General features: G+C 74.7%; 21 protein-coding genes. 11 read left to right on the top strand and 10 right to left on the bottom strand.

Annotated features, from left to right (window positions below; all coding sequences use genetic code 11):
- Window positions 1-5 precede the first annotated feature (5 nt).
- From OO47_RS16445 to OO47_RS16435, 3 genes are read right to left on the bottom strand one after another with little or no spacing between them, the layout of a single operon-like run.
- Window positions 6-1,112: a phytoene/squalene synthase family protein gene (locus tag OO47_RS16445; protein ID WP_078489684.1), complete on the bottom strand. Its 1,107-nt coding sequence runs from the start codon at window positions 1,110-1,112 to the stop codon at window positions 6-8.
- Complete coding sequence (gene crtI, locus OO47_RS33385) at window positions 1,109-2,665, bottom strand: phytoene desaturase family protein (protein WP_051715821.1); 1,557 nt, start codon at window positions 2,663-2,665, stop codon at window positions 1,109-1,111. The genes OO47_RS16445 and crtI overlap by 4 nt, the downstream gene beginning before the upstream one ends.
- Window positions 2,662-3,837 (bottom strand): polyprenyl synthetase family protein, encoded by a 1,176-nt coding sequence (locus tag OO47_RS16435; protein ID WP_078489683.1) that lies wholly within the window; start codon window positions 3,835-3,837, stop codon window positions 2,662-2,664. The genes crtI and OO47_RS16435 overlap by 4 nt, the downstream gene beginning before the upstream one ends.
- A gap of 181 nt (window positions 3,838-4,018) precedes the next feature.
- Here OO47_RS16435 and OO47_RS16430 point away from each other — a divergent pair, with 181 nt between their 5' ends.
- Both OO47_RS16430 and OO47_RS16425 read left to right on the top strand, forming a co-directional pair.
- Entirely contained in the window at window positions 4,019-4,726 is a 708-nt protein-coding gene (locus OO47_RS16430) for a class I SAM-dependent methyltransferase (RefSeq protein ID WP_030211797.1), read from the top strand.
- A 76-nt stretch (window positions 4,727-4,802) separates the two neighbouring features.
- Window positions 4,803-5,582: a bleomycin resistance protein gene (locus OO47_RS16425; protein ID WP_234323202.1), complete on the top strand. Its 780-nt coding sequence runs from the start codon at window positions 4,803-4,805 to the stop codon at window positions 5,580-5,582.
- Window positions 5,583-5,759: 177 nt separating this feature from the next.
- Here OO47_RS16425 and OO47_RS16420 read toward each other — a convergent pair whose 3' ends face one another.
- The gene (locus OO47_RS16420; RefSeq protein ID WP_030211791.1) at window positions 5,760-6,311 is read right to left on the bottom strand and encodes a DUF1697 domain-containing protein; all 552 of its coding nucleotides are present in this window, start codon (window positions 6,309-6,311) and stop codon (window positions 5,760-5,762) included.
- Window positions 6,312-6,588: 277 nt separating this feature from the next.
- On the opposite strand from OO47_RS16420, the gene OO47_RS16415 reads away from it, so the two are divergent.
- A complete protein-coding gene (locus OO47_RS16415; RefSeq protein WP_030211787.1) occupies window positions 6,589-7,446 on the top strand; it encodes a phosphotransferase in 858 nt (285 codons plus the stop codon).
- Window positions 7,447-7,572: 126 nt separating this feature from the next.
- Window positions 7,573-8,400 (top strand): alpha/beta fold hydrolase, encoded by an 828-nt coding sequence (locus OO47_RS16410; protein ID WP_030211784.1) that lies wholly within the window; start codon window positions 7,573-7,575, stop codon window positions 8,398-8,400.
- Here OO47_RS16410 and OO47_RS16405 read toward each other — a convergent pair.
- A complete protein-coding gene (locus OO47_RS16405; RefSeq protein ID WP_030211781.1) occupies window positions 8,397-9,122 on the bottom strand; it encodes a 3'-5' exonuclease in 726 nt (241 codons plus the stop codon). The genes OO47_RS16410 and OO47_RS16405 overlap by 4 nt on opposite strands.
- 94 nt (window positions 9,123-9,216) lie before the next feature.
- Entirely contained in the window at window positions 9,217-10,539 is a 1,323-nt protein-coding gene (locus OO47_RS16400) for an SAV2148 family HEPN domain-containing protein (RefSeq protein WP_030211778.1), read from the bottom strand.
- A gap of 478 nt (window positions 10,540-11,017) precedes the next feature.
- Here OO47_RS16400 and glgX point away from each other — a divergent pair, with 478 nt between their 5' ends.
- Both glgX and treY read left to right on the top strand, forming a co-directional pair.
- A complete protein-coding gene (gene glgX / locus OO47_RS16395) occupies window positions 11,018-13,141 on the top strand; it encodes a glycogen debranching protein GlgX (protein WP_030211777.1) in 2,124 nt (707 codons plus the stop codon).
- Between the two features lie 152 nt (window positions 13,142-13,293).
- On the top strand, window positions 13,294-15,666 hold the full coding sequence (gene treY, locus OO47_RS16390; protein WP_051715817.1) for a malto-oligosyltrehalose synthase: 2,373 nt from the start codon (window positions 13,294-13,296) through the stop codon (window positions 15,664-15,666).
- A gap of 47 nt (window positions 15,667-15,713) precedes the next feature.
- On the opposite strand, the gene OO47_RS16385 is transcribed toward treY, so the two are convergent.
- The 3 genes from OO47_RS16385 to OO47_RS16375 form a co-directional block, all read right to left on the bottom strand.
- Entirely contained in the window at window positions 15,714-16,214 is a 501-nt protein-coding gene (locus OO47_RS16385) for a hypothetical protein (RefSeq protein WP_030211775.1), read from the bottom strand.
- Window positions 16,215-16,322: 108 nt separating this feature from the next.
- Window positions 16,323-17,399: a cytochrome P450 gene (locus OO47_RS16380; protein ID WP_030211774.1), complete on the bottom strand. Its 1,077-nt coding sequence runs from the start codon at window positions 17,397-17,399 to the stop codon at window positions 16,323-16,325.
- 466 nt (window positions 17,400-17,865) lie between these two features.
- Window positions 17,866-18,414 (bottom strand): DUF1707 and FHA domain-containing protein, encoded by a 549-nt coding sequence (locus OO47_RS16375; protein ID WP_030211773.1) that lies wholly within the window; start codon window positions 18,412-18,414, stop codon window positions 17,866-17,868.
- Between the two features lie 187 nt (window positions 18,415-18,601).
- Between OO47_RS16375 and treZ the strand changes: the two genes are divergently transcribed.
- Window positions 18,602-20,353 carry a malto-oligosyltrehalose trehalohydrolase gene (treZ, locus tag OO47_RS16370; protein ID WP_030211770.1) on the top strand — a complete coding sequence of 584 codons (1,752 nt, stop codon included), beginning with the start codon at window positions 18,602-18,604 and terminating at the stop codon, window positions 20,351-20,353.
- Between the two features lie 110 nt (window positions 20,354-20,463).
- Here treZ and OO47_RS16365 read toward each other — a convergent pair whose 3' ends face one another.
- On the bottom strand, window positions 20,464-21,423 hold the full coding sequence (locus OO47_RS16365) for a hypothetical protein (RefSeq protein ID WP_030211768.1): 960 nt from the start codon (window positions 21,421-21,423) through the stop codon (window positions 20,464-20,466).
- Window positions 21,424-21,742: 319 nt separating this feature from the next.
- Here OO47_RS16365 and OO47_RS37815 point away from each other — a divergent pair, with 319 nt between their 5' ends.
- The 4 genes from OO47_RS37815 (at window position 21,743) to OO47_RS16350 (ending at window position 25,944) form a co-directional block, all read left to right on the top strand.
- On the top strand, window positions 21,743-22,159 hold the full coding sequence (locus OO47_RS37815; RefSeq protein WP_234323201.1) for a cupin domain-containing protein: 417 nt from the start codon (window positions 21,743-21,745) through the stop codon (window positions 22,157-22,159).
- On the top strand, window positions 22,156-22,701 hold the full coding sequence (locus OO47_RS37810) for a helix-turn-helix domain-containing protein (protein WP_234323200.1): 546 nt from the start codon (window positions 22,156-22,158) through the stop codon (window positions 22,699-22,701). The genes OO47_RS37815 and OO47_RS37810 overlap by 4 nt, the downstream gene beginning before the upstream one ends.
- Before the next feature lie 511 nt (window positions 22,702-23,212).
- The gene (locus OO47_RS16355) at window positions 23,213-24,838 is read left to right on the top strand and encodes an AbfB domain-containing protein (RefSeq protein ID WP_106969408.1); all 1,626 of its coding nucleotides are present in this window, start codon (window positions 23,213-23,215) and stop codon (window positions 24,836-24,838) included.
- Window positions 24,835-25,944, top strand: a complete 1,110-nt coding sequence (locus tag OO47_RS16350) for a hypothetical protein (RefSeq protein WP_051715813.1) — start codon at window positions 24,835-24,837, stop codon at window positions 25,942-25,944. The genes OO47_RS16355 and OO47_RS16350 overlap by 4 nt, the downstream gene beginning before the upstream one ends.
- The last annotated feature ends 54 nt before the right edge of the window (window positions 25,945-25,998 follow it).

Raw genomic sequence — 25,998 nt, 5'->3', positions numbered from 1 at the left:
CGCACTCACCGCTCGCCGCCCCCTGGAGTCTCCGTCGTGCCCGTGGTGCGCGTCGGTTCCGCGGTACGCGTCGTCTCCGTCGTGCGTGCGGTCCGGTCGAGTTCGGCCCCGCTCCTCGCCCACGTCGTGGCGGAGTCCGTGCGCGACGGGGTCGGCACGGCGGGGACGGTGCGGGACCCGCCCGGCAGGGTGCGGGCGGCGAGGGCGGCCACCAGCCCGCGCCCCGCCACGGCCGCCCGGCGGCGGCGGCCGACGACCGCCCGGCGGTGCACCGCCGCGTACCCGTCGCGCTCGATGGCCGTCAGGATGTCGCGGTACAGCACGAAGGCGGTGCGGACGCAGGGCGCCGAGACGGGGGAGAGCCGGGCGATGCCGGGTTCCGCCTCGCGGTAGACGCCCCGGGTCAGGGCGGCGGCGGCCCGCAGCGCGTCGGTGATCCGGGCGTCCCGGCAGCCGGTCATCCTGCTCCACATCAGCAGGTCGGGGTCGACCCCGTACGCGGCGAGGAGGTCCAGGGGCAGGTAGACCCGCCCCCGGTCGAGGTCCTCGCCCACGTCCCGGAGGAAGTTGGTGAGCTGGAAGGCCCGGCCGAGGGCCGCCGCGTACGGCTCGGCCTCCGCGCGGGGGACGACGGTGCCGAGGACGGGGACCATCTGGAGCCCGATGACGGCCGCCGAGCCGTGCATGTAGGCGTGGAGGTCGGCGTACGTCGGGTACCGCTCGACCGTCAGGTCGCTGCGCATCGACGTCAGGAAGTCGGTGAAGTGCCGCTCGGGGATGTGGTGGCGGGCGCGGGCGTCGGCCGCCGCCATGACCACCGGTTCGCGGACCTCCCCGCCCTGGACGGCGTGCCGCCACTGGCTCTCCAGGACGTCCAGGGCGGCGGCGCGCTCCTCCGTGGTGGCGTCGGTGCCCAGGTCGTCGACGATGTCGTCGGCGTGCCGGGCGAAGCCGTAGAGGGCGTGGACGGCCGCGCGCCGGTCGACGGGCAGGAGGCGGGTGGCGAGGAAGTACGTCCTGCCGTGGCGGGCGTTGAGGCGCCGGCAGACGGTGTACGCGGCCCGCAGGCGCGGGTCGGTGATGCCGGCCGCGTCCAGTTCGCGGGCCGTCATCGCGCGGCCCCGCTCGCTCCGGGCACCCGGCTCCGGTCCGCCGCCGGTGGGGCGGGGCGACGGCCGGGGCGGGCGGGGCCGCCGGTGATCCGGGCCGCCGCGAGCTTCCCGGAGAGGAGCACGGTGGGGACGCCGACGCCGGGGGTGGTGCCGCAGCCGGCGAGAACGGCGTTGGCCGTGCCCCGCACCAGGTTCCGGGGCCGGAAGGGGCCGGTCTGGGCGAAGGTGTGGGCGGCGGAGAAGGGGGTGCCGGCGGCGTGCCCCTGTGCCGTCCAGTCCGCGGGGGTCACCAGGCTCTCCTCCTCGATCGCGTCGCCGAACCCCTCCAGGCCCCGGCGTTCGAGCTCGCGGACGAGCGCGTCGCGGTAGCGCGGGCCGAGTTCGCCCCAGTGGGCGGCGTCCGGTCCGACGCGGGTGTTCGGGCAGGGGGCGAGGACGTAGTGCAGGTGGCGGCCGGGCGGGGCCAGGGTCGGATCGGTGGCCGTGGGGCGGGTGACGAGCAGCGAGGGGTCGCTCATCAGGCGCCCCCGGTCGATCAGTTCGCGGAAGGTGCCCTCCCACTCCTTCCCGAAGGAGATCGTGTGGTGGGCGAGTTCGGGCCAGGTGCGGTCCGTTCCCGCGTGGATCACGACCGCGCTCGGGGAGTACCGCAGCCCGACGGGGCGGCGGGGCGCGCGGCCGAGGAGGCCGTGGGTGACGGGCAGGTCCGGCGTGAGGACGACCGCGTCGCAGGGGATCCGTCCGTGTTCGGTGAGGACGGCGGTGACGCGCTCGCCCCGGCGTTCGAGCGCGGTGACCGGCTCGTCGTACCGGACGGTGCCGCCGGCCCGCACCACCGCGTCCGCCATGGCGGCCGGTACGGCGTGCATGCCGCCGCGCGGGAAGTACACCCCGGCGACCGTGTCCATGTAGGCGATCACGGCGTAGGCGGCCAGGGCCCGGGAGGGCGCCACGCCCGCGTACAGGGCCTGGAAGGAGAAGACGCGCCGCAGCCGCTCGTCCGACAGGAAGCGGCCCACGGCCCGGTCGAGCCGGCCGAAGCCGCCGACGGCGGCGAGCCGGGCGAGGTCGGGGTGGAGGAGCTGGAGGGGCGAGTCGAAGTTGGCGTCGATGAAGCGGCGCTTCTGGAGCGCGTACAGCTCCTCCAGCCAGCGGCGCAGCCGGCGGTATCCCGCGGCCTCGCGGGGGCCGGCGAAGGCGGCCACCTCCGCCTCCATGGCGTCGGCGTCGGTGTGCACGTCGATGCGGGTGCCGTCGGCGAACAGGCCCCGGTAGGCGGGGTGGAGGGGGACGAGGTCGACCCGTTCGCGCAGGGAGTCCCCGACCGCCCGGAACGCCTCGTCGAGGAGGTCGGGCATGGTGAGGACGGTCGGTCCGGTGTCCGTCCGGTAGCCGCCGAGGTCGAGGCGGCCGGCGCGGCCGCCCGGGAGCGGGTCGCGCTCGACGACGGTCACCCGGCGTCCGGCGCCGAGGAGGTGGAGGGCGGCGGCGAGCCCGGAGAGTCCCGCGCCCACCACGACGACGTGGTCCGTCGGTCCCTTGATCGTCCTCATCGGGCCTCCCCGATCAGGACGGGCAGGGTGGGCGGTACGAGTGGTGCGGGTGGTTCGGGCGGCGCGGTGCCGCGTCCCGGTTCCAGTCCGCAGGCCGCCCCGAAGAGCGCCCCGATCCGGTCCGCCGCCTCCCGGGCGAGCCCGGCGCGCGCCACCGTCCCCGCGCCCCGGGCGCACAGCTCCTCGACCCGCCGGGCGACCCGGTCGCGGGCCCCGCAGGAGACGAGCAGGTCGAGGACGCGGTCCACGTCCTCCTCCGACGTACGGGCTCCGCCGGTGATCCGCCCCAGGAGCCGGAGCCCCGCCCGGTCCCCCAGCTCGGCGCACCGCTCCCGCGCGACGGCCAGGAGGTACGTGGCCTTGCCCTCCCGGATGTCCTCGCCGACCGGCTTCCCGGTGGCCGCCGGGTCGCCGAAGGCGCCCCGTACGTCGTCGTGGAGCTGGAAGGCGAGCCCGGCGGACCGCCCGGCCTCGCGGAGCGCGCGGACCGTGCCCTCGGGCGCCCCGGCCAGCGTGGCGCCCAGGGCCAGGGGGTGCCCCATCGAGTAGAGGGCCGTCTTGAGGACGGCCGTGCGCGCCGCCCGGTCGGTCGAGCCGTCGCCCGTGGCCTGGGCGCGCAGGTCGAGGTACTGGCCCGCGACCATCTCCGTGCGCATCACCCGCCAGACCCCGGCGGCCCGGGGCGCCGACGGCAGCCCGGCGACGGACTCGGCGAAGGCGTCGTCGGCCCAGGCGAGGGCCAGGTCTCCGGCGAGGACGGCGGCGGCGCCGCCGAACGTGCCGCAGGGCAGTGCGCGCTCCCCCGTGCCGAACCGCGCGTCGAGCTGCACGTGCACGGCGGGGCGGCCCCTGCGCAGGGGCGAGCCGTCCATCACGTCGTCGTGGATCAGGGCGCACGTCTGGACGAGTTCGAGGGCCACCGCGACCCCCAGGGCCGCCGGTGTCTCGCGCGCCCCGCCGCCGCTGCCGCGCATCGCCCACCACAGGAACTCGGCGCGCAGCCGCCGCCCGCCGCCCAGGGCGAAGGCGGCGACCCGGTCGGCGATGTCGGAGGCGAAGTCCGGGTCGGCGTCCGCCGCGTCGGCCACCCGCTGCCGGAGAACGGCGGCGAGGTGCTCCTCGACGGCGGCCGGCACCCCCTCGTCTACCTGCGGTGGATCGGGCACGCGCATCGGTTCACCCCTCGCTCGCCGGGCGGCATCTCTTCGTCCTCACGGGTCATTCAGTACCGCCGGGGACATCGGATGCATCGTTTCTTGGGCCGCCCGGCCCAATCATCGCCCCCGCCCGCCCCGCGCCGGGTGACACTTCGGGCGGGACCCGGTGCGGGAGCCCATGACGGAGGAGCGGTTCATGACCTTGCTGCGCGACGCCGACCTCGCCCACGCCTTCGACCGCGCCTCGCGGACCTACGACCGGATGACCTCGGCGAGCCCCGGCTACCACCGGCACCTGCTGCGCTCCGCCCGCCGCCTGGCCCTGCCCGACGGCGGCCGGGGGTGGTCGGTGCTCGATCTCGGCTGCGGTACGGGGGCGTCGACGCGGGCGCTGCTCCGGGCCGCGCCCCGGGCGTCCGTCACCGGGGTCGACGCGTCCGCCGGGATGCTCGGCCGGGCGCGGGACAAGCCGTGGCCGCCGGGGGTCTCCTTCGTGCACGCGTCCGTGGAGGGCATGGCGGAGGCGGGGGTGCGCGGCCCGTACGACGCGGTCTTCGCCGCGTACCTGTTCCGCAACGTCGCGGATCCCGACGGGGTCCTCGCCCGGGTCCGGGAGGTCCTGCGGCCGGGCGGGCGCCTGGTCGTCCACGAGTACGCCCTCGGCGGCAGGGCCGTCGACCGGGCGGCGTGGTCGGCGGTGATGGGCGCGGTCGTCCTGCCGTGGGGCCGCCGCCACGGGGACGGGGCGCTCTACCGGCACCTGTGGCACAGCGTCCTCGACTTCGACACGGCACCCGCCTTCGCCGCCCGGCTGCGCCGCGCGGGCTTCACGCACGTGCGGGCGCTTCCGCAGCCGGGCTGGCAGACGGGCATCACGCACACGTTCACCGGGGTCGCGCCCTGAGGGGCGCCCGGTCGCCGCGAGCGCGTCTCCGGCGCACCCCTCACCCTTCTGTTCAAATTTGACTAGAGTGGCCGGCGTGAACGAGACGACGATTCCGATCCTGCCGTGCCGGACCCTGCAACCCGTCCTCGACTTCTATGCGGTCCTCGGTTTCGAGGTGACCTTCCAGCAGAGGAGTCCCAACCCGTACGCGGTCGTCCGGCGCGGCGGCATGGAGCTCCACTTCTTCGGGATGAAGCACTACGAGCCGGCCGAGTCGTTCAGCACGTGCGTCGTCCGGACCGATGACGTCGACGGGCTGTACGAGGCCTTCCGGGCCCGGCTGAAGGCGGCGTACGGACGCGTGCCGAACCGCGGGCTGCCGCGGATCGGGCCGCCGAAGGACACGTCGCACGGCGTGCGGCAGTTCCTCATGACCGATCCGGGCGGCAACTGCATCCGCGTCGGACAGCGGACGAGCGACGACCAGCACCACCGCCCCGCCCCCGAGGAGACCTTCGCCCGGGCCCTGCACCACGCCTCCCTCCTCGCCGACTCCAAGGAGGACCTGACGGGCGCCGCGAAGATCGTCGACCGGGCGCTGCGCCTGCGGGACGAGCGGCCCACGCCCGTGCAGCTGCTCCGCCTGCTCGTGCTGCGCGCCGACGTCGCCACCCGTCTCGGCGACGAGGAGATGGCGGCGTCCGCGCTCGCCGAGGCCGCCGCGGTCCACCTCACCGCGGAGGAACGGTCCTCCGCGCACGACGACCTCGAACTCCTCGGGCAACTGCAGGGCCGGGGCCGGAGGAGCACTGGCGACACCAGGAGAAGCCGAGGCCCCGGTGGCGCTCGTCCTCAAGGATCCGGCGGGAGGTGATCCGGGCGGAGGGGCAGGCGGGGCCGGAGGGGAAGTCGACGGCGGTGCGGCACGGGGCGGCGGTGCCGTCGGTACCGGCGTGCTCCTGACCGGTGGCGGTCACGGCGCCGCATCCGGGCGGCGGTCGACCCTCCTCCGTGGTCCGTTGGCGGGCCTCCGGAGTGGGCCGCTTCCCCGTCACCCCCGGGTCATCTCCACCAGTTTGAGGACCGTGTTCCAGTTGCGGGCGGTGACCACCAGCCCCTTGGAGAGGGAGGGCCGGGAGACGACGTCCCCAAGCCGGGACCTGCCGAGGCCGTCGGGGACGTACAGGTAGAGGACCCGGTCACCGAGGGCGAAGGCCTCCGGGTGGTAGGCCTCCTGGTCGATCGCGGCGAAGCGTTCCGCGTCGGGAGGACCCGAGAAGTAGAAGGCGTGGAGCTGCTTGCCCTCGATCCCGGCGGTGGGGAACGGGCAGGCGTCGGCGACGGCGGCGAGGTAGGCGCCGTCCCGGACGAGGCAGTCCACGCGGAACCCGAACCGGTCCTCGACCGCGGCTTCGAGCGCGGCCGTGAGTTCGTCCTCCGAGGCGCCCGTGTCCGTGGCGAAGACGGCGTTCCCGCTCTGGAGGTGGGTGCGGACGTCCCGGTGGCCGAGGCCTTCGAGGAGGGCGCGGAGCTCCGCCATGGGGACCTTCCGGTGCCCGCTCACGTTGATGCCCCGGAGCAGCGCCGCGTACGTCTGGATCATGCCCCCCAACCTACGGGCCCGGGCGCGGTCCGGACACCGCCGGGCACAAAGAGGCCACCGCGCCTCGTGGGGGGCGGCACGGTGGCCGGTTCGAACACTGGCCGATGGAGGGGAGCGGGAGAAGGGCCTTCACCCTACTGTGACTTTTTCAACAAGGTTTCGTAAGGGCGGGCCGCCCGCGAACCGCCCATTCGCGTCGATAGCGGGCGGGCGCCCGGGCGGACGCGCGGGGCGGGTGCGAGACTTCGACGCGAACGCACAGGTGAGGGAGAGGTCGATGGACGAGGCGCGGGCCCGGGAGGTCCTGGACGGGGCGGGGCTGCCGACCGGGGAGGCCGAGCTCCTCGCACTCGGGGAGAACGCGGTCTTCGCCGTGGGCGATCTGGTGGTCAAGGTCGGCCGGGACGCCGAGCTGCTCGGCCGGGCGGAGCGCGAGCTGGCGCTCGCCGCCTGGCTCGCGGAGGCCGGCGTCCCGGCCGTGCGGGCGGCGGAGGAGGAGCCCCGGCTGGTGGCGGGCCACCCGGTCACCCTCTGGCACCGGCTGCCCGCGGCGGTCCGGCCGTCCGAGCCCCGGGACCTCGCCCCGCTCCTCCGGCGGGTCCACGCCCTGCCGGAGCCGGAGGGCTTCGCGCTCCCCCGCCGCGAGCTGCTGGGCGGGGTCGAGCGGTGGCTGCGGCTCGCGGGGGACGCGATCGACCCGGCGGACGCGGCCTTCCTGCGCGAGCGGCGCGACTCCTTCGCCCCGGCTGCCGCCGCCCTGACCCCGCGCCTGGCGCCGGGTCCGATCCACGGGGACGCGCTGCCCCGGAACGTCCACGTCGGTCCGGACGGTCCGGTCCTGGTCGACCTGGAGACCTTCTCCTCGGACCTGCGCGAGCACGACCTCGTCGTCCTGGCCCTCTCCCGGGACCGGTACGGCCTCGACCCGGCCGCGTACGACGCCTTCACGGAGGCGTACGGCTGGGACGTGCGGGAGTGGGAGGGGTGCGCGGTGCTGCGCGGGGCGCGGGAGACCGCGAGCTGCGCGTGGGTGGCGCAGCACGCGCCGTCGAACCCGAAGGCCCTGGCCGAGTTCGGGCGGCGGGTGGCCTCGCTGCGGGACGGCGACCCCGAGGTGCGCTGGTACCCGTTCTGACGCCGGGACCGTTCCAGCGCCCGGCCCCGACGGCCCCGCCCGCCCTGACGGCCCGCCCGTCCTGACGCCCCGTCCGTTCTGCCATCATGGCCCCGTCGAACCGGGTGCCGGGAACGGAGAGTCGCGATGCGGGTGGAGCTGCCGGAGGTCACGCTGGACGTCGAGGTGAGCGGTGAGGGGCCGGCCGTCCTCCTCGTGCACGGATTTCCCGACAGCCACCACCTGTGGCGCCATCAGGTCCCGGCCCTGACCTCGGCGGGTTTCCGGTGCGTGGCCCCCACCCTGCGGGGCTTCGGCGCGTCGGACCGGCCGGAGGGCGGCCCGGAGGCGTACCACCCGGCGAAGCACGTCGGCGACCTGCTCGAACTCCTCGCCCGGCTCGACGTGGACCGCTTCCACCTGGTCGGCCACGACTGGGGCTCGGGCGTCGCCCAGGGCCTCGCCCACGCGGTGACGGACCGGGTGCGGAGCCTGAGCCTGCTGTCGGTGGGGCACCTGACGGCGAACCTGGAGGCGGGCTGGGAGCAGCGGCAGCGCTCCTGGTACATGCTGCTGTTCCAGCTCGCCGGGGTGGCCGAGGACTGGCTCGCGCGGAACGACTTCGCCCGGTTGCGCGAGATGCTGGCCGAGCACCCGGACGCGGAGTCCGTGATCGAGCCGCTGCGGGCGCCGGGCGCCCTGACGGCCGCGCTGAACATCTACCGGGCGGGGCTGCCGCCGGAGGTCCTGTTCGGCGCGGACAGGTCGGCGCCGCCGCTTCCGGAGGCCGTTCCGGTGCTGGGCGTCTGGTCGACGGGCGACCGCTTCCTCACCGAGCGCTCGATGTCCCGCACGGGCGAGCACGTCGCCGGGGACTGGCGCTACGAGCGGGTCGAGGACGCGGGCCACTGGCTCCAGCTCGACCGCCCGGAGAAGGTGAACGAGCTGCTGCTCTCCTTCCTCAAGGAGAACTAGCGCGCCGGCACCACCGCGTCGCGCAGGGGCCACGCCGCGTCGACCACCGCCTCCGCGTCGCCCTTGCGGCGCAGGAAGGCCTGGAAGTCCTCGGCCCAGGCGCGGTACCAGTCGATCTGGCGCGCGTGCAGCTCGGCCGGGTCGAGGTCGGCCACCCGCCGGTGCCGCTCGGCTATCGCGACGGCGACCCGGACGGCGGCGAGCGCGTCGGCCGCGGCCTCGTGGGCGGATTCGAGGACGACGCCGTACTCGCCGCAGACCGCCTCCAGGGTCCGCTTGCCGCGCCGGTAGCGGTCGACGGCGCGGTCGATGGTGTAGGGGTCGACCACCGGGCCGATCCCGGTCCCGCCCAGCCGCTCCTCCATCGAGGGCAGCCCGTGGCGGCGCAGCTCGGCGGCGAGGAGGGTGAGGTCGAACGAGGCGTTGTACGCGACGACCGGGACGCCGTCCTCCCAGTACTCCGTGAGGGCCTTCGCGATCTCGTCGGCCACCTCGCGCACCGGCCGGCCCTCGGCCGCCGCGCGCTCGGTGGTGATGCCGTGGATCGCGGCGGCCTGGTCGGGGATGCCGACCCCCGGGTCGGCGAGCCAGTCCCGCCGCCGGGCGACGGTCCCCCCGCCGTCCACCTCCACGACCGAGGCCGTCACGATGCGGGCCTCCATCGGGTCGGTGCCGGTCGTCTCCAGGTCGAAGCCGACCAGCGTCTCGCCGTGCCAAGCCATCGGGTCCTCCTTACGTGATCTCCCCCGTGGTACTGACCACCCTCGCACGCCGCACTGACAACCGCCCCGGGTCCCCCTTCTCCGCCCGGGGAGGTCAGGAGACGGGCCGGGAGTCGAGCCAGACCGACTCGAACTCCTCCCGGTACGTCTCGAACAGCCCGTGGTCCCCGTCGCGGGCGTGCCGGTCGTGGCGGACCACGTTCCGGCCGCCGCCGCGCAGCACGAGGACGGGGGCCTCCATGCCCCGGGCGCGGCGCAGGTAGGACTGGACGACGCCGACCCCGTCGGGGCCGTCGCCGTCCACCAGGTAGGCGGTGAAGCGGGGGGTCTCGTCGAAGACGTGGATCTGGAAGGCGCCGGGGTCGCGGAGCTTGGAGCGGACCCGGCGCATGTGCAGGATGTTCATCTCGACCGAGCGGCTCAGTTCGCCCTTCTTCAGGCCGAGCTCCCGCTCGCGGCGCTTGACCGCGCTGCTCGCGGGGTTGAGGAAGAGGAGCCGGGTCCGGCAGCCGGACTCGGCGAGGCGCACCATGCGGCGCCCGGAGAAGTTCTGCACGAGCAGGTTCAGGCCTATGCCGGTGGCGTCGAGGCGGCGGGCCCCGCCGAAGAGGTCCTCGGCGGGCAGCTGCCGCTGGAGCCGGACCCGGTCGGGGTGGACCTGCACCACGTCCGCGTACCGGTCGCCGACGAGGTCCTCGACGGCGTCCACGGGCAGCCGGTCGGCGGACGGGACCCCGGCCCCGCTGCCGAGGATCTCCAGGATGCGGGCGGAGGCGCGCTCGGACTGGGCGAGGACGGTCAGCGAGAGGGCCCGGTTGCGGGAGACCACGTTGCGCGTGACCTCCAGCTCGTCCAGGGCGAGCTCGACCTCGCGCCGGTCGTCGAAGTAGGGCTCGAAGCAGGGCCAGTGCTGCACCATCAGCTCGCGGAGCTGCGGGAGGGTGAGGAAGCTCAGCACGTTGTCGTCGGCCGGGTCGAGGAGGTAGCCCTTGCGCCGCGAGACCTCGCGCACGGCGACCGCGCGCTGCACCCACTCCTGGCCGGCCGGTCCGGCGGCGGCGACCACCCACTCCTCGCCGTGGACCGGTTCGTAGACGGGCCGCAGGACGGCGGCGACGACGGCCCGCAGGCGCTGTTCGACGAGATTCAGCCAGATGTAGGCGCGGCCGGCGCGCTGGGCCCGGGTGCGGACCTCGCTCCAGGCCTCGGCGTCCCAGTCGAGCTCGACCCCTATCTCGACCGGCCTGGTCACGGCCACCGTGCCGGGCGGCGCACCGGCGCCCGGGGGCGTGCCCGCGCCCGGCGGCGCGCCGGCCCCCGGGGGCGCGGCCGCCCCGGGCGGCGCCTCGGCGGGGCCGGCCGGACCTCCGTCCCGACCCGCGTCCCCTGGGGGCAGCTCCAGACCTCCCGAGCTCACCCGCGCACCGCCTTCTGCTCCTGGACGCTCGTTTCGACCACTCCGACAACGATCAAGGAAGGGTACTCCGGGAGCGGGAGGCGATGCAGCAGGATCGTCGGCCTCCTTCCTCAACTGCCAAGCCGGAAGCGCTCGTTCCGTGGGGCGAGATCGGGTGGAGTGAGCTGATTCATAGCGGTTGCGCCCCCGGGCGCCGGCGGGGTCCGCCGGTGGACCGGGGCCGGCCGGCGGACCCCGCGCGGGGCGACGCGGCGGAACCCGATGTTGACTCCGGAGGCGGTCCGTCCGGAGTCTCCCGAGTTGCCCGTTCCCCCGAGCGGCGGTACGTCGTTTCGCACACATTTCCTCCCCCGTCCCCCTCCGGTCGGCGGTCACCCGGTAGGACACGGCGAAGTCCTAGGAGCCGGCCGCTCTTTCGGGCAGGATCTGGCCGAAGACCATCCAGAAGAACCCGGACAGAAGAGGAATAGTCGTATCCATGCAGGTCTGGCCGGGACAGGCGTACCCCTTGGGCGCCACCTACGACGGTGCGGGAACCAACTTCGCGGTCTTCTCGGAGGCCGCCCACAGGATCGAGCTGTGTCTGCTCCACGACGACGGCTCGGAGACGGCGGTGGAGCTGCGCGAGACCGACGCGTTCGTGCGGCACGCCTATCTGCCGGGCGTGATGCCCGGACAGCGGTACGGGTTCCGGGTGCACGGCCCGTACGCCCCGGAGCAGGGGCTGCGCTGCAACCCGGCGAAGCTGCTGCTCGACCCCTACGCGCGCGCGATGTCGGGGCGGATCGAGTGGAGCGAGGCGGTGTACGGCTACCCGTTCGGGAAGCCGGACGCGCGCAACGACCTCGACTCCGGCCCGCACACGATGGCCTCGGTCGTGGTCAACCCGTACTTCGACTGGGGCGACGACCGGCGCCCGCGCACCGAGTACCACCACACGGTCATCTACGAGGCCCACGTGAAGGGCCTGACGATGCTGCACCCGGACCTCCCCGAGGAGCTGCGGGGCACGTACGCGGGCCTGGCGCACCCGTCGGTGATCGGGCACCTGAAGGAGCTGGGGGTGACGGCGCTCGAACTGATGCCCGTCCACCAGTTCGTGAACGACCACCGGCTCGCGGACGCGGGCCTCTCGAACTACTGGGGCTACAACACGATCGGCTTCTTCGCCCCGCACAACGCGTACGCGTCCTGGGGCGACCGGGGCCAGCAGGTCCTGGAGTTCAAGTCGGCGGTCCGGGCCCTGCACCAGGCGGGCATCGAGGTCATCCTCGACGTGGTCTACAACCACACCGCCGAGGGCAACCACCTGGGCCCGACCCTCTCCTTCCGGGGCCTGGACAACCCCTCGTACTACCGGCTCGTGGACGACGCGCCCGCGCACTACTTCGACACCACCGGCACCGGGAACTCGCTGCTCATGCGGTCCCCGCACGTGCTCCAGATGATCATGGACAGCCTGCGGTACTGGGTGACCGAGATGCACGTGGACGGCTTCCGCTTCGACCTGGCGGCCACCCTGGCCCGCCAGTTCCACGAGGTGGACCGGCTCTCGTCCTTCTTCGACCTGGTGCAGCAGGACCCGGTGGTGAGCCAGGTGAAGCTGATCGCCGAGCCGTGGGACGTGGGCGAGGGCGGCTACCAGGTGGGGAACTTCCCGCCGCTGTGGACCGAGTGGAACGGCAAGTACCGGGACTGCGTGCGGGACCTGTGGCGGGGCGAGCCGCGCACCCTCGCGGAGTTCGCCTCCCGGCTGACCGGCTCCTCCGACCTGTACCAGGACGACGGGCGGCGGCCGCTCGCCTCGGTCAACTTCGTGACCTGCCACGACGGCTTCACCCTGCGCGACCTCGTCTCCTACAACGAGAAGCACAACGAGGCGAACGGCGAGGGGAACCGGGACGGCGAGAGCCACAACCGCTCGTGGAACTGCGGAGCGGAGGGCGAGACCGAGGACGTCGGGATCAACGAGCTGCGCGCCCGCCAGATGCGCAACTTCCTCGCCACCCTGATGCTGTCGCAGGGCGTGCCGATGCTCAGCCACGGCGACGAGTTCGGGCGGACGCAGGGCGGCAACAACAACGCGTACTGCCAGGACAACGAGGTGTCCTGGGTCCGGTGGCCCAAGGAGAACAGCGAGGCCGAGGCCACGCTGCTCCGCTTCACCCGGGCGATGGTGCGGCTGCGCCGCGAGCACCCCGTCTTCCGGCGGCGGCGCTTCTTCCACGGGCGGCCGGTCGAGGGCACCCACGACGAGCTGACCGACATCGCCTGGTTCACGCCCGAGGGCGAGGAGATGACCTCCCGGGACTGGCAGGCGGCGCACGCCCAGGCGCTGACCGTCTTCCTCAACGGGAACGCGATCTCGGAGCCGGGCACGCAGGGCGAGCGGATCGCCGACGACTCCTTCCTGCTGATGTTCAACGCCTCCTCGAAGGAGCTGGAGTTCTCGGTGCCCGACAGCCACGGCCACTACTGGCGCATGGTCGTGGACACCTCCGACCCGCAGGGCATGCCGCCGCACGAGGGGCCGGAGCTGGCGGGCGGCGAGCGGGTGACGCTCGCGCCGCTCAGCCTGACGGTGCTGCGCCGGCCGGCCTGAGCACCGTTTGAGCACCGCGTGAGGACCACGGCCCCGCCGGTCACCCGGCGGGGCCGTTCGGCGTCATCCTTTCGGGGGAATCCCGGGCGGTGGGCACGGATGGACGCGGAGGCGATGACAGAGAAGCCCTCCAGCCGGGTACGTACGTTCGCATGACCTCCTTTCCGGCCCGTCCCCCGCTCTCGTGCCTCACCGCCCTGCCGACCGCCACCTACCGGCTCCAGCTCCAGCCGGACTTCCCGTTCGCGGCCGCCGAGCGCGCCGTGCCGCACCTGGCCGGTCTCGGGGTCTCCCATCTGCACCTCTCCCCCGTCCTGGAGGCGGTGCCCGGTTCGACCCACGGCTACGACGTCACCGACCACCGGTCCGTACGGGCCGAGCTGGGCGGCGAGGAGGGGCTGCGGGCCCTGGCCGCGACCGCCCGGGCGCACGGGCTCGGCCTGGTCGTGGACCTGGTGCCCAACCACATGGCGGCCTCCCCCGTCCACAACCACGCGCTGCGCGCCGTGCTCCGCGACGGCCCGGACTCGCCGTACGCCCGCTGGTTCGACGTGGACTGGCGGGCCGGGGACGGCCGGCTGCTGCTCCCGGTGCTGCCCGCGCGGCTCCCGGAGGTGCGGGACCGGTTCCGGGTCTCCGGCGGGGTGCTGCGCCTGGACGGGCAGGAGTTCCCGCTGCGCCCCGGCACGGAGGGGCTGCCGCCGGACGAGCTGCTGGACGCCCAGTGGTACCGGCTCGCCTGGTGGCGGCTCGCCCGCACCGAGCTCAACTACCGGCGCTTCTTCACCGTCTCCGACCTCATCGGGGTGCGGGTGGAGGAGCCCGGGGTCTTCGAGGCCACCCACGCCAAGATCCTGGAGCTGGTCGCGGACGGGGTGGTCGAGGGGCTGCGCATCGACCACCCGGACGGCCTCGCGGACCCGCAGGGCTATCTGGAGGACCTGGCGGAGGCGACCGGCGGGCGCTGCTGGACGGTGGTGGAGAAGATCCTCACCGGTACGGAGGAGCTGCCCGGGGCCTGGCCGGTGGCGGGCACCACGGGGTACGACGCGCTGCGGCGGCTCGACGGGGTCTTCACCGATCCCGTGGGCGCCGACACGCTCGCCGAGCTGTACCGGGGGTACGTCGGCAAGGCCGCCGACCGGGGCGGCCGCTGGGAGGCGACCGAGCGGCGCGCCGCGTACGAGGTGGTCGGGCACGACCTGGCCGCCGAGACGGCCGCGCTGACCCGGATCGCGGAGCGGATCTGCGCCGCCGACCCGGACCTGCGGGACCACGCGCCCTGGGCGCTGCGCACCGCGATCCGGGAACTGCTCGTCCGGGTCCCGGTCTACCGGACGTACCGGACCGGCGGCGAGGAGGTGATCACCCCGGAGGCGGCGCGCGGCGCGAAGGCCGCGTTCGCGGTGGAGGAGGAGGCGTCGGCGGTCGACCTCGTACGGGACCTGGCGCTCGGCCTGCGGGGCGACGGGCCCGAGCACCGGGCGTTCCGGGCCCGGTTCGCGCAGACCTCCTCGGCGCTGCGGGCCAAGTCCGTGGAGGACACGGCCTTCTACCGGTACACGCCGCTGCTCTCGGCCAACGAGGTGGGCGGGGACGCGGGGCGCCCGGCGGTGCCGGTGGAGGAGTTCCACGCGTACTGCCTGCGGATCGCCCGGGACTGGCCGGCCACGGGCACGGTCCTGTCGACGCACGACACCAAGCGGAGCGCGGACGTGCGGGCCGCGATCGCGGTCCTGGCCCAGTGCCCGGAGGTGTGGGCGGAGCTCCTGGAGGAGGTCGCGGGGGTGCCCGCGCCCGACCAGCACCTGGCGTGGACGGCGTGGCAGACGGCCTTCGGCCTCGGCACCCCGGACGCGGACCGGCTGGTGCCCGCGCTCCTCAAGTCCGTGCGGGAGGCGGGGCTCAGGACCAGCTGGACCGAGCCGGACGAGGAGTACGAGCGGGCGGTGGCCGAGTTCGCGGCGGCCGGGCCCGGCCGGATCCCGCTCCGGGCGGCCTCGGAGGCGGCCTTCGCCCTGGAGCCGCACATCCGGGCGCACGCGCTGGGCGCGCTGCTCGCGCAGCTGACGATGCCGGGGGTGCCGGAGCTGTACCAGAACACGGAGCGGGAGTACCGGGCGCTCGTGGACCCGGACAACCGGGCGCCGTTCGCGGCCGGTCCGGACGACGACCGGACGGCCCTGGTCCGGGCGGCGCTGCGGCTGCGGCGCGAGCGCCCGGGGGCCTTCGGGCCGGGCGGGGCGTACGTGCCGCTGGCGGCCGAGGGGCCGGCCGCCGCCCACTGCCTGGCCTTCGCGCGCGGGGGCGAAGTGGTGACGGCCGTGACCCGGCTCCCGCTGCGGCTCGCGGAGGCGGGCGGCTGGCAGGACACGGAGCTGGTCCTGCCGGAGGGCCGCTGGGCCGACGCCCTGGGCGGGGTGCGGGAGTTCACCGGCGGCCCGGCGACGGAGCTGAAGCTGGCGGAGCTCTTCGAGGAGCGGCCGGTGGCGCTGCTCGCCCGGATCGCGGACGAGGCGGGATGACGGAAGGGGGGCGGGGGCGGATCGCGTCCCCGCCCCCCTTCCGTGGGTCAGGAGCGGCTGGCCCGCGTGACCTCGCACTTGGTGTACTCGGAACCGTCGCCGGTGCCGGGGTACGCGGTGGCCACGTCGACGCTCTTGGAGGCGCCCGCCGCGACCGCGACGTCGGTGGTGGTCGCGGTGGCGGAGACCGCGGAGGTGCCCTTGAACTTCAGCGTGACGTCGTAGTCGTAGTCGAGCACGCCGTCGTTCTTGATGGTGATCTTCGCGGTGAGGTTCTTGGTCGCCGCGTCGTACGCGCACTTGTCGATGGTGATGTCGCGCAGGGCCTGGTTCGCGCTGCTGGAACCGCCGGGCACGGAACCGCCGGAGGTGCTGCCGTTGTCGTCGTTGTCGTGGTGGGTGCCGCTGCCGCCACTGGAGCTGCTGGAGCTGCTGGAGCCGGAGCTGCTGTGGTTGTCGCAGCCGCCACCGCCCGAGCCGCGGGCACCGGTCAGGGCGACGACGGCGATGCCGAAGACGGCGAGCGCGCGGATATGACGCTTATTCATGTTTCAAACCCCGTTGAAAGTGGTATCAAATATGGCTCGGTTGACGAGCGCACGACACCCTAGCAGTGGCGACGGGGTCGCGCCGCAGCCTCGGGCCCGGCCTCGGGTTCAGCCCCCGGGGCGGACGATCAGGGTGCGCGGGGCGCGAGTGATGAGCCCGGCGGCGGTGGGCCGGAAGCCGTCGGCGAGGCGCAGCCGGGGCATCTCCGCGAAGAGGGCCCGCAGGGCGTACTCGGCCTCGATGCCGGCCAGGAGGACGGCCGGGCAGAAACCGGGGCCGTAGGTGAGCTGGCCCGGGTCGTCGCGGAGCGGGTCGAAGCGGTCGGGGTCCCGGAAGCGCTCCGGGTCCCGGCCGGCCGAGCCGACGAGCAGCGCGACGGACGAGCCCGCCGGGATGGTGCCGCCGCTCACCGGGACCTCGGCGGCGGTGCGGCGGACCGCGATCTGCACGGGCGGATCGCGGCGCAGCGACTCGGTCCAGGCGCGGGCCACGAGCGCGGCGGGCGCGTCGCGGAGGGCGGCGACCTGGTCGGGGTCGGAGAGGACGTTGCCGAGGAAGGAGGCGAGCGCCTTCTCCCGTACGGCGATCTGGGTGCCGCACTCCCCGGCGAGGGCCCCGGCCGCCCGGCCCCGGACCAGCCGCATCATGTCCCGGTAGGGGACGCCGACGGCGGCGGCGACGGTGCCGGCGGGCAGCCAGTGGCAGAAGTCGGCGACCAGGTCGGCCTGCGGCCGCTCGGCGATCCGGCGGGCGAGGACGTGTGCGGTGCGCTCGGTGGCGGACCGCAGCGCGGCCGTGTCGACGTCGACGTGGGCGCGGGCGCACGGCGGGTCGCCGGGGCGGTGGCCGTGGGTGAAGCGGCCGTCGGTGAGGGCCGTGGCCACGTCGGCGTACCGGCTGAGGACCCAGGCCCGCAGCAGCGGGTCGTAGGTCAGCGGGAACTCCTCGCGGAGCCTGCGGTGGATGCCGTGCGGGTCCTGCGAAGCGCCGGGGTCGAGGGGGCTCGGCGCGACGGTCCGCCCGCCGGCGCCGCCGGTGCGGGCGGAGTCGCCGGTGGCCGGTACGGGCGCGGTGCGCACGCGGCCGGGGAGGGGCGCGGCGCCCCGGGCGGTCCGTACGGGGGAGGTGGCGCGGTCCGGCCCCGGTGCCGAGGAGGCGGCCGCCGAGGGGGCGGCCGGGCTCATGGCCGGCAGCCGGGTCCAGGCCCCGCCGGACCTTTCGGGCCGCCGGCCGGGGGCGCTCCGGTCTTCCGGCCGGCCGTCGCGGATGCCCGGGCCTTCCGGTCCGTGGTCGGGGGTGCTCCGGTCTTCCGGCCGGTCGTCGCGGATGCCCGGGCCCTCCGGCCGGCGGTCGGGGGTGCTCCGGTCTTCCGGCCGGTCGTCGCGGATCCCCGGGCCTTCCGGTCCGTGGTCGGGGGCGCTCCGGCCTTCCGGCCGCTCGTCGGGGGTGCTCCGGCCCTCCGGCCGGTCGTCGCGTATGCCTCGGGTCGGTTCGGCGGTCATCACGCCCCCTGTCGGTCGGCGGTGGGTGCCGCGGGCCGGAGAACGTGGCGCGCGTCCGGTCCAGCCCACCATCCGGGGCTTCCCGCCGCCCACCCATGCACCGCCGAACGGGTGAACCTCCGGAGGGCCCGGAGGGGTCGGGGAGGGCTCAGTCGTGGGAGAGGCGGAACGCCATCTGCCCGAAACCGACCACGTCCCCGGGGCGCACCACCACCGCGCCGGTGACCCGGCGCCCGTTGACGGTGGTGCCGTTCGTCGAACCGAGGTCGCGCAGCACCCACATCCCGCCCTGGAGCGAGAGTTCGGCGTGCAGCCGGGAGGCGGTCTCGTGGCTGAGCCGCAGTCCGTTGACCGGGTCGCGCCCTATCCGCAGCGGGTGCGGGCCGGGGCGCGGAAGGAGCAGCTTCGGCAGCCGCTCCGCGTGCCAGGCGCGCCCGAGCTTCGCCGTGAACGCGGACATCCGCTCCACCACGCCCACCACGCGCCGGGTCCAGGTCCCCTCGGTCCTCAGATCGGCGACGAGCAGGTCGAGCTCGTCGGGCCGGCGGGCCTGGAGCGCGCGCTCCATCCGGTAGAGGAAGGTGTCGTGCGAGAGGCGGCCCTGGGCGGCGCCCTCACGGAGCAGCACCAGCGCGCGGTCCCGCTCGGCGTCGGTCAGCCGAGGGGAGTTCGCCGGAAGCTCGAAAGGGGTCGTCACACCCGAGATTGTCGGTCCGGCGGGCCCGAAGTGTCCAGAAGGGCCCCGCCGCGCAGGAGATGCACCGGGCACGCGGGGGTCCCGGCTGCCAGGATGGTCGCGGTGACCGGTCGCGGCCACCGGCACGGCCGACCGGCTCCGACGACTTCAAGAAAGTCGGAAGACTTCAGACGACGAGGGGATTCCCGTGCTCTTCGAGGTGTGGGCGCCGAACGCACGTGACCGGGTGACGCTGGAGCTGAACGGCACCGGCCACCCCCTGGAGCGGGACGCCGAGCGGGACGGCTGGTGGACGGGCGTGGTGCCCGCCGGGGACGGCGACCGGTACGGCTTCGCCGTGGACGACGGCCCCGTGCTGCCCGACCCGCGCTCCCGCCGGCTGCCCGACGGGCCCGACGGCCGGAGCGCGGTCGTCGACCACTCCGCGTACGCCTGGCGGAACGAGGCCCCGGCGCTGCGGCTGCGCGGGGCCGTCCTGTACGAGCTGCACGTCGGCACCTTCACCCCCGAGGGCACGCTCGACGCGGCGGCCGGACGCCTCGGTGAGCTGGCGGGCCTCGGCATCACCCATGTGGAGCTGATGCCGCTGTGCCCGTTCCCCGGGACGTGGGGCTGGGGGTACGACGGGGTGGCGCCGTGGGCGGTGCACGAGCCGTACGGCGGTCCCGAGGCCCTGAAGCGGTTCGTGGACACGGCCCACGGGCTCGGGATGGGCGTGGTCCTCGACGTGGTCCACAACCACCTGGGCCCGTCCGGCAACTACCTGCCCGCCTTCGGGCCGTACTTCACGGACACCCACCACACCCCGTGGGGCGCGGCGGTGAACCTGGACGCGGCCGGTTCGGACGAGGTGCGGGCGTACTTCCTGGGGAGCGCGCTGGCCTGGCTGCGGGACTACCGGATCGACGGACTGCGGCTGGACGCGGTGCACGCGCTCGCGGACACGCGGGCGCTGACGTTCCTGGAGGAGCTGTCGGCGGCCGTGGACGAGCTGGCGCGGGAGCAGGGCCGCCAGCACTTCCTGATCGCCGAGTCCGACATGGGCGACCCGCGCACGACGACCCCGCGCACGCTCGGCGGGGTCGGGCTCCACGCCCAGTGGAACGACGACTTCCACCACGCCCTGCACACCGCCCTGACCGGCGAGTCCCAGGGCTACTACGCCGACTTCGCGCGGGCCCCGATCGCGGCGCTGGCCAAGACGCTGACGCACGTCTTCTTCCACGACGGCACGTACTCCAGCTTCCGGGGCCGCCACCACGGGCGGCCGGTGGACCGGGAGCGGACCCCCGCCCACCGCTTCCTGGGGTACGCGCAGACGCACGACCAGATCGGCAACCGGGCCCTCGGGGACCGTCTCTCGGCCTCGGTCTCCCCCGGTCTGCTCGCCTGCGCGGCGGCCCTGGTCCTGACCGGGCCTTCGGTGCCGATGCTGTTCATGGGCGAGGAGTGGGGGGCGACGACCCCCTGGCAGTACTTCACCGACCACACCGACCCGGAGCTCGCGGAGGCCGTGCGGCGGGGGCGGCGGCGGGAGTTCGCGGAGCACGGCTGGGACGAGAACGAGGTGCCCGACCCGCAGGACCGGGCCACCCGGGACCGCTCGGTCCTGGACCGGTCCGAGCGCGAGGAGGATCCGCACAGGCGGCTGCTCGCCTGGCACCGGGAGCTGATCGCGCTGCGCCGCACCCTGCCGGACCTGACGGACCCGGACCTGGGGGGCGTGAAGGTCGCGTACGACGAGGAGGACCGCTGGCTGGTCTTCCGGCGCGGGGACCTGCGGGTGGCGGTGAACCTGGGCAAGGAGCCGGCGGTGATCCCGCTCGGCTCCAACGGCCGGGACCGGGTCCTGGCGTCGTGGGAGCCGGTCGACCCGCCGGCGGAGGACGGGGTCCTGCGGGTGCCGGCGGAGTCGGCGGTGGTCCTGTCGGACGGCTGATTCCCGCCGTCCCGGTCGCTCCACGACCGCCGTCCCGTGCGGGGCGTCGTCGAAGCGGCGCGCCCCGGACGTACGGCGTCCCGCCCGGCGGGGGCCCGGGCCGCGACCGGTCAGCGGCGGTCGGGGCCCTGGGCGATGAGCCGTTCCAGGAGCTCCTGGAAGTCGTCGCCGACGACGATCCGCAGGTCGCCGCGCTCCTCGTCGTGCTCGCTGAGCTGGGTGAGGGTGCCGTCGCGCCACCAGAAGACGTACGGGCTGATGGCGCCCGGGGTGTCCTCGTAGCCGGTGGCGGCGAAGGAGGCCATCGCGCCGAGGGCCGGGATGATGGAGGTGTCCCGGATGGGGTGGAAGGCGAGCTGGTGCCGGAAGGGCAGGGCGACCAGGGCGCCGTGCTCGCCGAGCGGCAGGCCGGTGACGCGACGGGCGACCCCGTCGAGGTCGAGGACGCGGCTCGCGGTGTAGAAGGAGTCGCCGAGGACGACCTCGAAGCACATGCCGTCGGCGTCGCGGACGGTCTCGTGTCCCTCGACGGGGAGGCCGCGCAGGTTGCGCAGGGCCCGGTCGCGGAGCTGGGCGTGGCTGCCGAGCCGGGCGAGGGCGTCGTCGGTGAGCATCATGACGCTCTCGGGCAGGTCGAGGGCCAGGATCTCGTACAGGCCGGGGGCGACGGTCCTGGCGTAGCCGAAGGAGCCGGCGTCGAGGCCGTCGCCGTTGACGACCCGGGGGTAGAGCTGGGAGCGGATGCGCTCGGGCGGCAGGGTGTCGAGCGCGGAGGGGCCGTCCATGGCCCGGACGACCAGTTCGACGTGGCGGCGGATCAGGCCGGGCCAGACGCGGGGGCCGCGCCGGTCCTGGTGGCAGACGGCGGCGAGGTTGGTGAGGCCGAAGCGGCGCCCCCGGTCGTCGATGACGTGGTCCGCGTAGACGGTGACCTCCAGGCCGAGTTCGGCGAAGGTCTCCCGGACCCGGCCGCGGAAGAGCGCGGCCTCGTTCCGGGAGAAGTACGCGAACTCGGGATCCCTCGGCGCGTCCTCGCCGTCCCGCCTGGGTCCCCGCCGCAGCCAGCCCACGTCCGCCCGCCTTCCGTCGCCGTCGGTCCAGGGTAGCGAGTGCGGGTGTCGGCCCTCTTACGGGCGGGTCAACTCGGCCGCCGCTCCGGCGGATTCGCCGTACCGGCCGCTCAGGCGCCGTCGGGGGCGGTGAGGAGCGCGCGGGCGTAGTGGGCGAGGGAGCGGTTGTACTGATCAGAAACGGTTCGGGTCCTGATCAACCCTGTGCTTGTCCCCGCACGTCTTCCCGTACTTCTTCCCGTGCTTGTGCCTGTGGTCGTTCCTGGTGGGTCCCGGAGCCGATGTGGTCGTCTATCGCTCCGGAACGACCGGAGGAACAGTGTCCCCCGAGTCGCCTGATCCTGCTTTCGCCGAGCTCTGGCACGAGGTGGTGTCCCGGGCGTTCGTCCCGCTCGATGTGCGGTTCCTGGAGGCGGCCCCGTCCCCCGGGCGCATCGTCACCCGGCAACTCGGCCCCGTACAGGTGTCCCGGGTCGAGGCGGGGCCGCAGGCGGTGACGCGCAACCGTCGGCTCATCGCCCGGAACGGTGACGACTTCCTCGTCCTCAGCCTCCAGCAGCGGGGTGCGGCGCTCAAGGACCGGGACGGCCGGCAGTCGCGGATCGGGCCCGGGGAGTTGTCGCTCTCCGACCCCTCGCGGCCGTTCCGCGAGGAACTGCGGTGCCCCTTCCGCTTCCTGTTCCTCCAGTTCCCCGGGCCGACCTCCGGGTACGGGACGGGGACCTGCGGGCGGTGACCGCGACCGCGTTCGCCCGCACGGACGGCTGCCACCGGCTGGTGGCGTCCTGTCTCTCCCGACTGGGGCGGTCCGCGGCCGAGTCGGAGGAGGCGGTGGGCCACCAGTTGGACAGGACGGCGCCGGATCTGCTTGCGATGCTGATCGACGAGTGGTGCGGGCGGTTCGCCCCGCAGGCGCCCGACCGGGCCGTGGCCCTGCTCGTCCGGGTGAAGGACCGCATCGTCCGCCACCTCGGCGACCCCGAACTGTCGCCGGCCGCCATCGCCGCCGCGCACTTCATCTCGGTCCGCTATCTGCATGTGCTGTTCCGCGCCGAGGAGTCGTCAGTGGGCCGACGGATCCGCGCGGAGCGGCTCAGGCGCTGCCGCCAGGAACTGCTGGAGCCCGCCGCCGCCCGGGACGGTGTGGCGGCGGTCGCCCGGCGCCGGGGCTTTGTGAGCCCGAGCCACTTCAGCCGGGCCTTCCGCAAGGAGTACGGGCAGTCCCCGCGCGACTGGCGGAAGTGGGCGAGCGAGCGGAACGCGTCGGCAGCGGCCTGAACTGGCGGCGGCGCCCGGGGCGGGGGTACGGACGTCCGCCCGTATCGACCGCGGGTGCCCGCCATCGGGTTCGCGGACAAGAGTGGCCGATATTCGCCCACCGGAGATCACCGATCTTGATAGGGTCACGGCGACTGCGTCGAATGACCATCTACGCGGCATGAACGCGGGGCCCATTCGCCCTGCCGTCTGAACCACCCTCCTGTAGGGGGGCGCATTTTCGGGGGAATCGAGTTGCGGAATTCATCGGGGGATCTTCGTCCACGGGCCAGGCTGCCGAGGAGCGCGCTCACCGCGCCGTAGGCCCTGGTCATACACGTCTGATCAGGGCTCTCCCGCGCCGTCGCGCACGAGCCCGACACCGTCCTCACACCCGCACGCCCGACGCTCGCCATGCCCGAGCGTCTCGCCGGGCTGCCGGTTTCCGGAATTGTGCCGAGCCGCCGCCTTGCCATGCCCTCGTGCGCCTTCTGAAGGAATTCAGTACGGAACAAAGAAAAGAGAGATTCGCATGCGAAGAAACGCTCCACGCCAGGTCCGCACCACCGTGCGGCGCGGCGCCGTGGCCACCACTGCCGTTGCCGCCGTCCTCGCGGTGAGCGGCCAGAGCACCGTGTCCGCCGCGCCGGTGCCGGCCGCGCCGGCGGCCGCGGACCGGTCGGTGCGGGCGGCGGTGGACGCCGGCACCATCGGCACCGACGAGACCCAGCGGGTGAACGCGGCGGCGGTGGTGGGTCTGGACCCCACCGCGGACGTACTGCTGCTGTCCGACAGCGACTTCATCCACGCGCTGTGGCGGAAGGCGAACGAGGCCGGGGAGCGGCTGGACTCGGTGCGCACGGCGGCCGAGAAGGCCGTGGCGAGCACCGCGGACGCGGACCATGTGGCGTTCATCGTCACCGGCATCCACGAGGCGCACCAGCAGGACAAGCAGCGTGAGCGGGACAAGGCCGAGGCCGAGCGGGCGGCGCGGCTGGCCCGGCAGCAGGCGCTGCTGGCCATCGGCATCCCGAGCACCCCGGAGCTGCTGGGGCTCAGCGACGACAACTTCATCCGCGCGATCCTGCGGCACGAGGCCTCCGGTCCCGAGGTGCGCGCGGCGGCGACGCGGGCGCTGCTGGCGGACGCGGCGGCCTGGCGGGAGTTCATCGTCAACGGCGCGCGCGAGGCCCACAAGAAGGACGTGGCCAAGGAGCTGGAGGAGCTGGAGGAGAAGAACCGCAAGGAGGCGGAGCTCCGCAGGAACCAGGCCGCGCGCAAGAACGTGGCCGCGCTGTTCCGTATCCCGATCTCCCAGAGCCTGCTCGACATGAGCGACGACGACTTCATCCGCGAGATGCTGCGCCTGGCGCCGGCGGACCTGAAGGACTCCGAGCTGTACCGGGCCGCCCAGAAGGCGGTGCTCAGCACCAAGGCCGTGGACTGGCTGGACTTCCTCTACACCGGCGCCGACGCGGCCTACAAGCGCGACGACGCGGCCCGGCGGGAGAAGCTGGCGGAGGCCAACCGGGTGCTGGCCCGGCAGATCCTGGACACCGCGAAGAAGAGCCCGTTCAACCCGCATCTGGTCTCGTCGGCGGAGAAGGCGCTGGCGGCCGGTGACGTGCAGGTCGCGGAGTTCCTCTCGGAGGCCGGCCAGCGGCGGGCCCGGCGCCAGTCGCTGTCACTGCGGGTGCAGAGCAGCCCGGCGGAGAAGTGGCTGCCGGTGTACCACTCGGGGGTCAACGGCGCGGCGGCCACCGTCGGTCCGGTGTCCCCGCAGAACATCCCGCTGCGCGGGGCCGCCACCTGGCTGGTGCTGCCGGCGCTGTCGGGGAAGGCCGGCTGCTTCTCGTTCGAGGCCGCGAACAAGTCCGGCCACTACCTCAAGGGCACCACGGACGAGGGCCTGGTCGTCCTGGGAGCGAACAACAACACCGCGGCGTTCGAGAACAGCGCCACCTGGTGCCCTGGCCTCCAGGGCTGGGTGCCCGGAAAGACCTCGGCGGCCTGGTTCCTCTGGGAAGGCACCAAGAAGCACCACCAGGTGAAGGTGAACGCACGGAACGAGCTGTTCACCGCCGGCTGGTACGGCGAGTGGCGCGACCTACTGGCCGCCTACCCGGCCTGGGAGGTCACCCCTCCCCTGGCGCCGTGAGCACCCGGACGAGGGCGGCCGCCTGCGCGGTCCTCGCCGCGGTGGTGCTGCCGGTGGCGGTGGTGGGCCCGGCCCACGGCCGGGGCCTCCCGCGTACGCCGGTGGCGGCGGCGAGCGAGTCGGACGTACCCGCCGACGCGGCGCGGGCGGCGCTGGCCGCGGCGGCGGCCGGGGCGCGCGAGCAGGTGCGGCGGATCGCCCTGTCGGGACTGCCGGCCGAGCTGCGGACCTCGGCGTGGAACGCGCTGCGCAGCACCCGCGGGGACGCCGCGATCGCCGAGTGGCTGGCACCGGGCGGGGGGTACGACCTCGCCAAACAGCGGCTGCGGGACACCCGTACCCGCAACCGGCAGTTCTGCGAGCGCGTGGTGGCGACCCACCCCGCCTCCTTCGCCCCGGCCACCCGCGCGGGCGCGGAGAAGGCGCTGAAGGGTACGGACGCCGACCGGGCCGCCTTCGTGAAGAGCGGCTACGCCCAGGCGCAGGCCAAGGACCGGAGCGCCCGGGAGGCGGCGGCCACCGAGCAGCAGGCCGTACGGGCGAAGGACCGCGAGTTCGTCGCCGGGCTCGCCGCACACGACCCGGGCGAGCAGGTGCGGGTGGCGGCCCAGTGGGCGCTGCGGCCGGGCGCCGGGGACGAGGACGTCCGCGAGTTCTACGGGTTCGGCTGGGTGAGTGGCGGGGCGCTGGACCTGGAGGGGCACCGGCTGCGGACCGCGGAGTCCGAGGCGCTGCGCCACCGGACGCTGACGCTGCTGCTCAGGGCCGCGGTGGACGCCGAGGAGGCGCTGCGCGGCGCCTTGGACGCCGCCGCGGCCCGCGCGGAGGCCGAACGCGCCTGGCAGGCCGTGGCCGCGCACGCGCAGGGCGCCGAGACGGCGTGGCTGGCGGAGCAGGCCCGGGCCGGGCGGCAGGCGGAGACCTGGCGGGGCGTGCAGGCCCTGGCGCGGGGCTCGGCGGACGAGTTGTGGAAGCGCATGGCGGACCCCGCGGGCGAGAACGAGCGGTCCTGGTCCCGGGAGGAGCAGGACGCCGTCGGCTCCGCCGCTTTCTGGCAGGACATCCTCCGCCAGGCCCGCGAGGGCGGGACCCGGGTGGCGGGCTGACCGCCGCCGCGCCGGGAGCGGCCGTTCCGCCGAGGGTCGGCTGGCCGCCGCACA

This window comes from Streptomyces bikiniensis (assembly GCF_000716625.1).
Lineage (GTDB): Bacteria > Actinomycetota > Actinomycetes > Streptomycetales > Streptomycetaceae > Streptomyces > Streptomyces bikiniensis.
The sequence above is the reverse complement of the archived record's forward strand: the minus strand, read 5'-3'. Positions and strand labels throughout refer to the sequence as shown.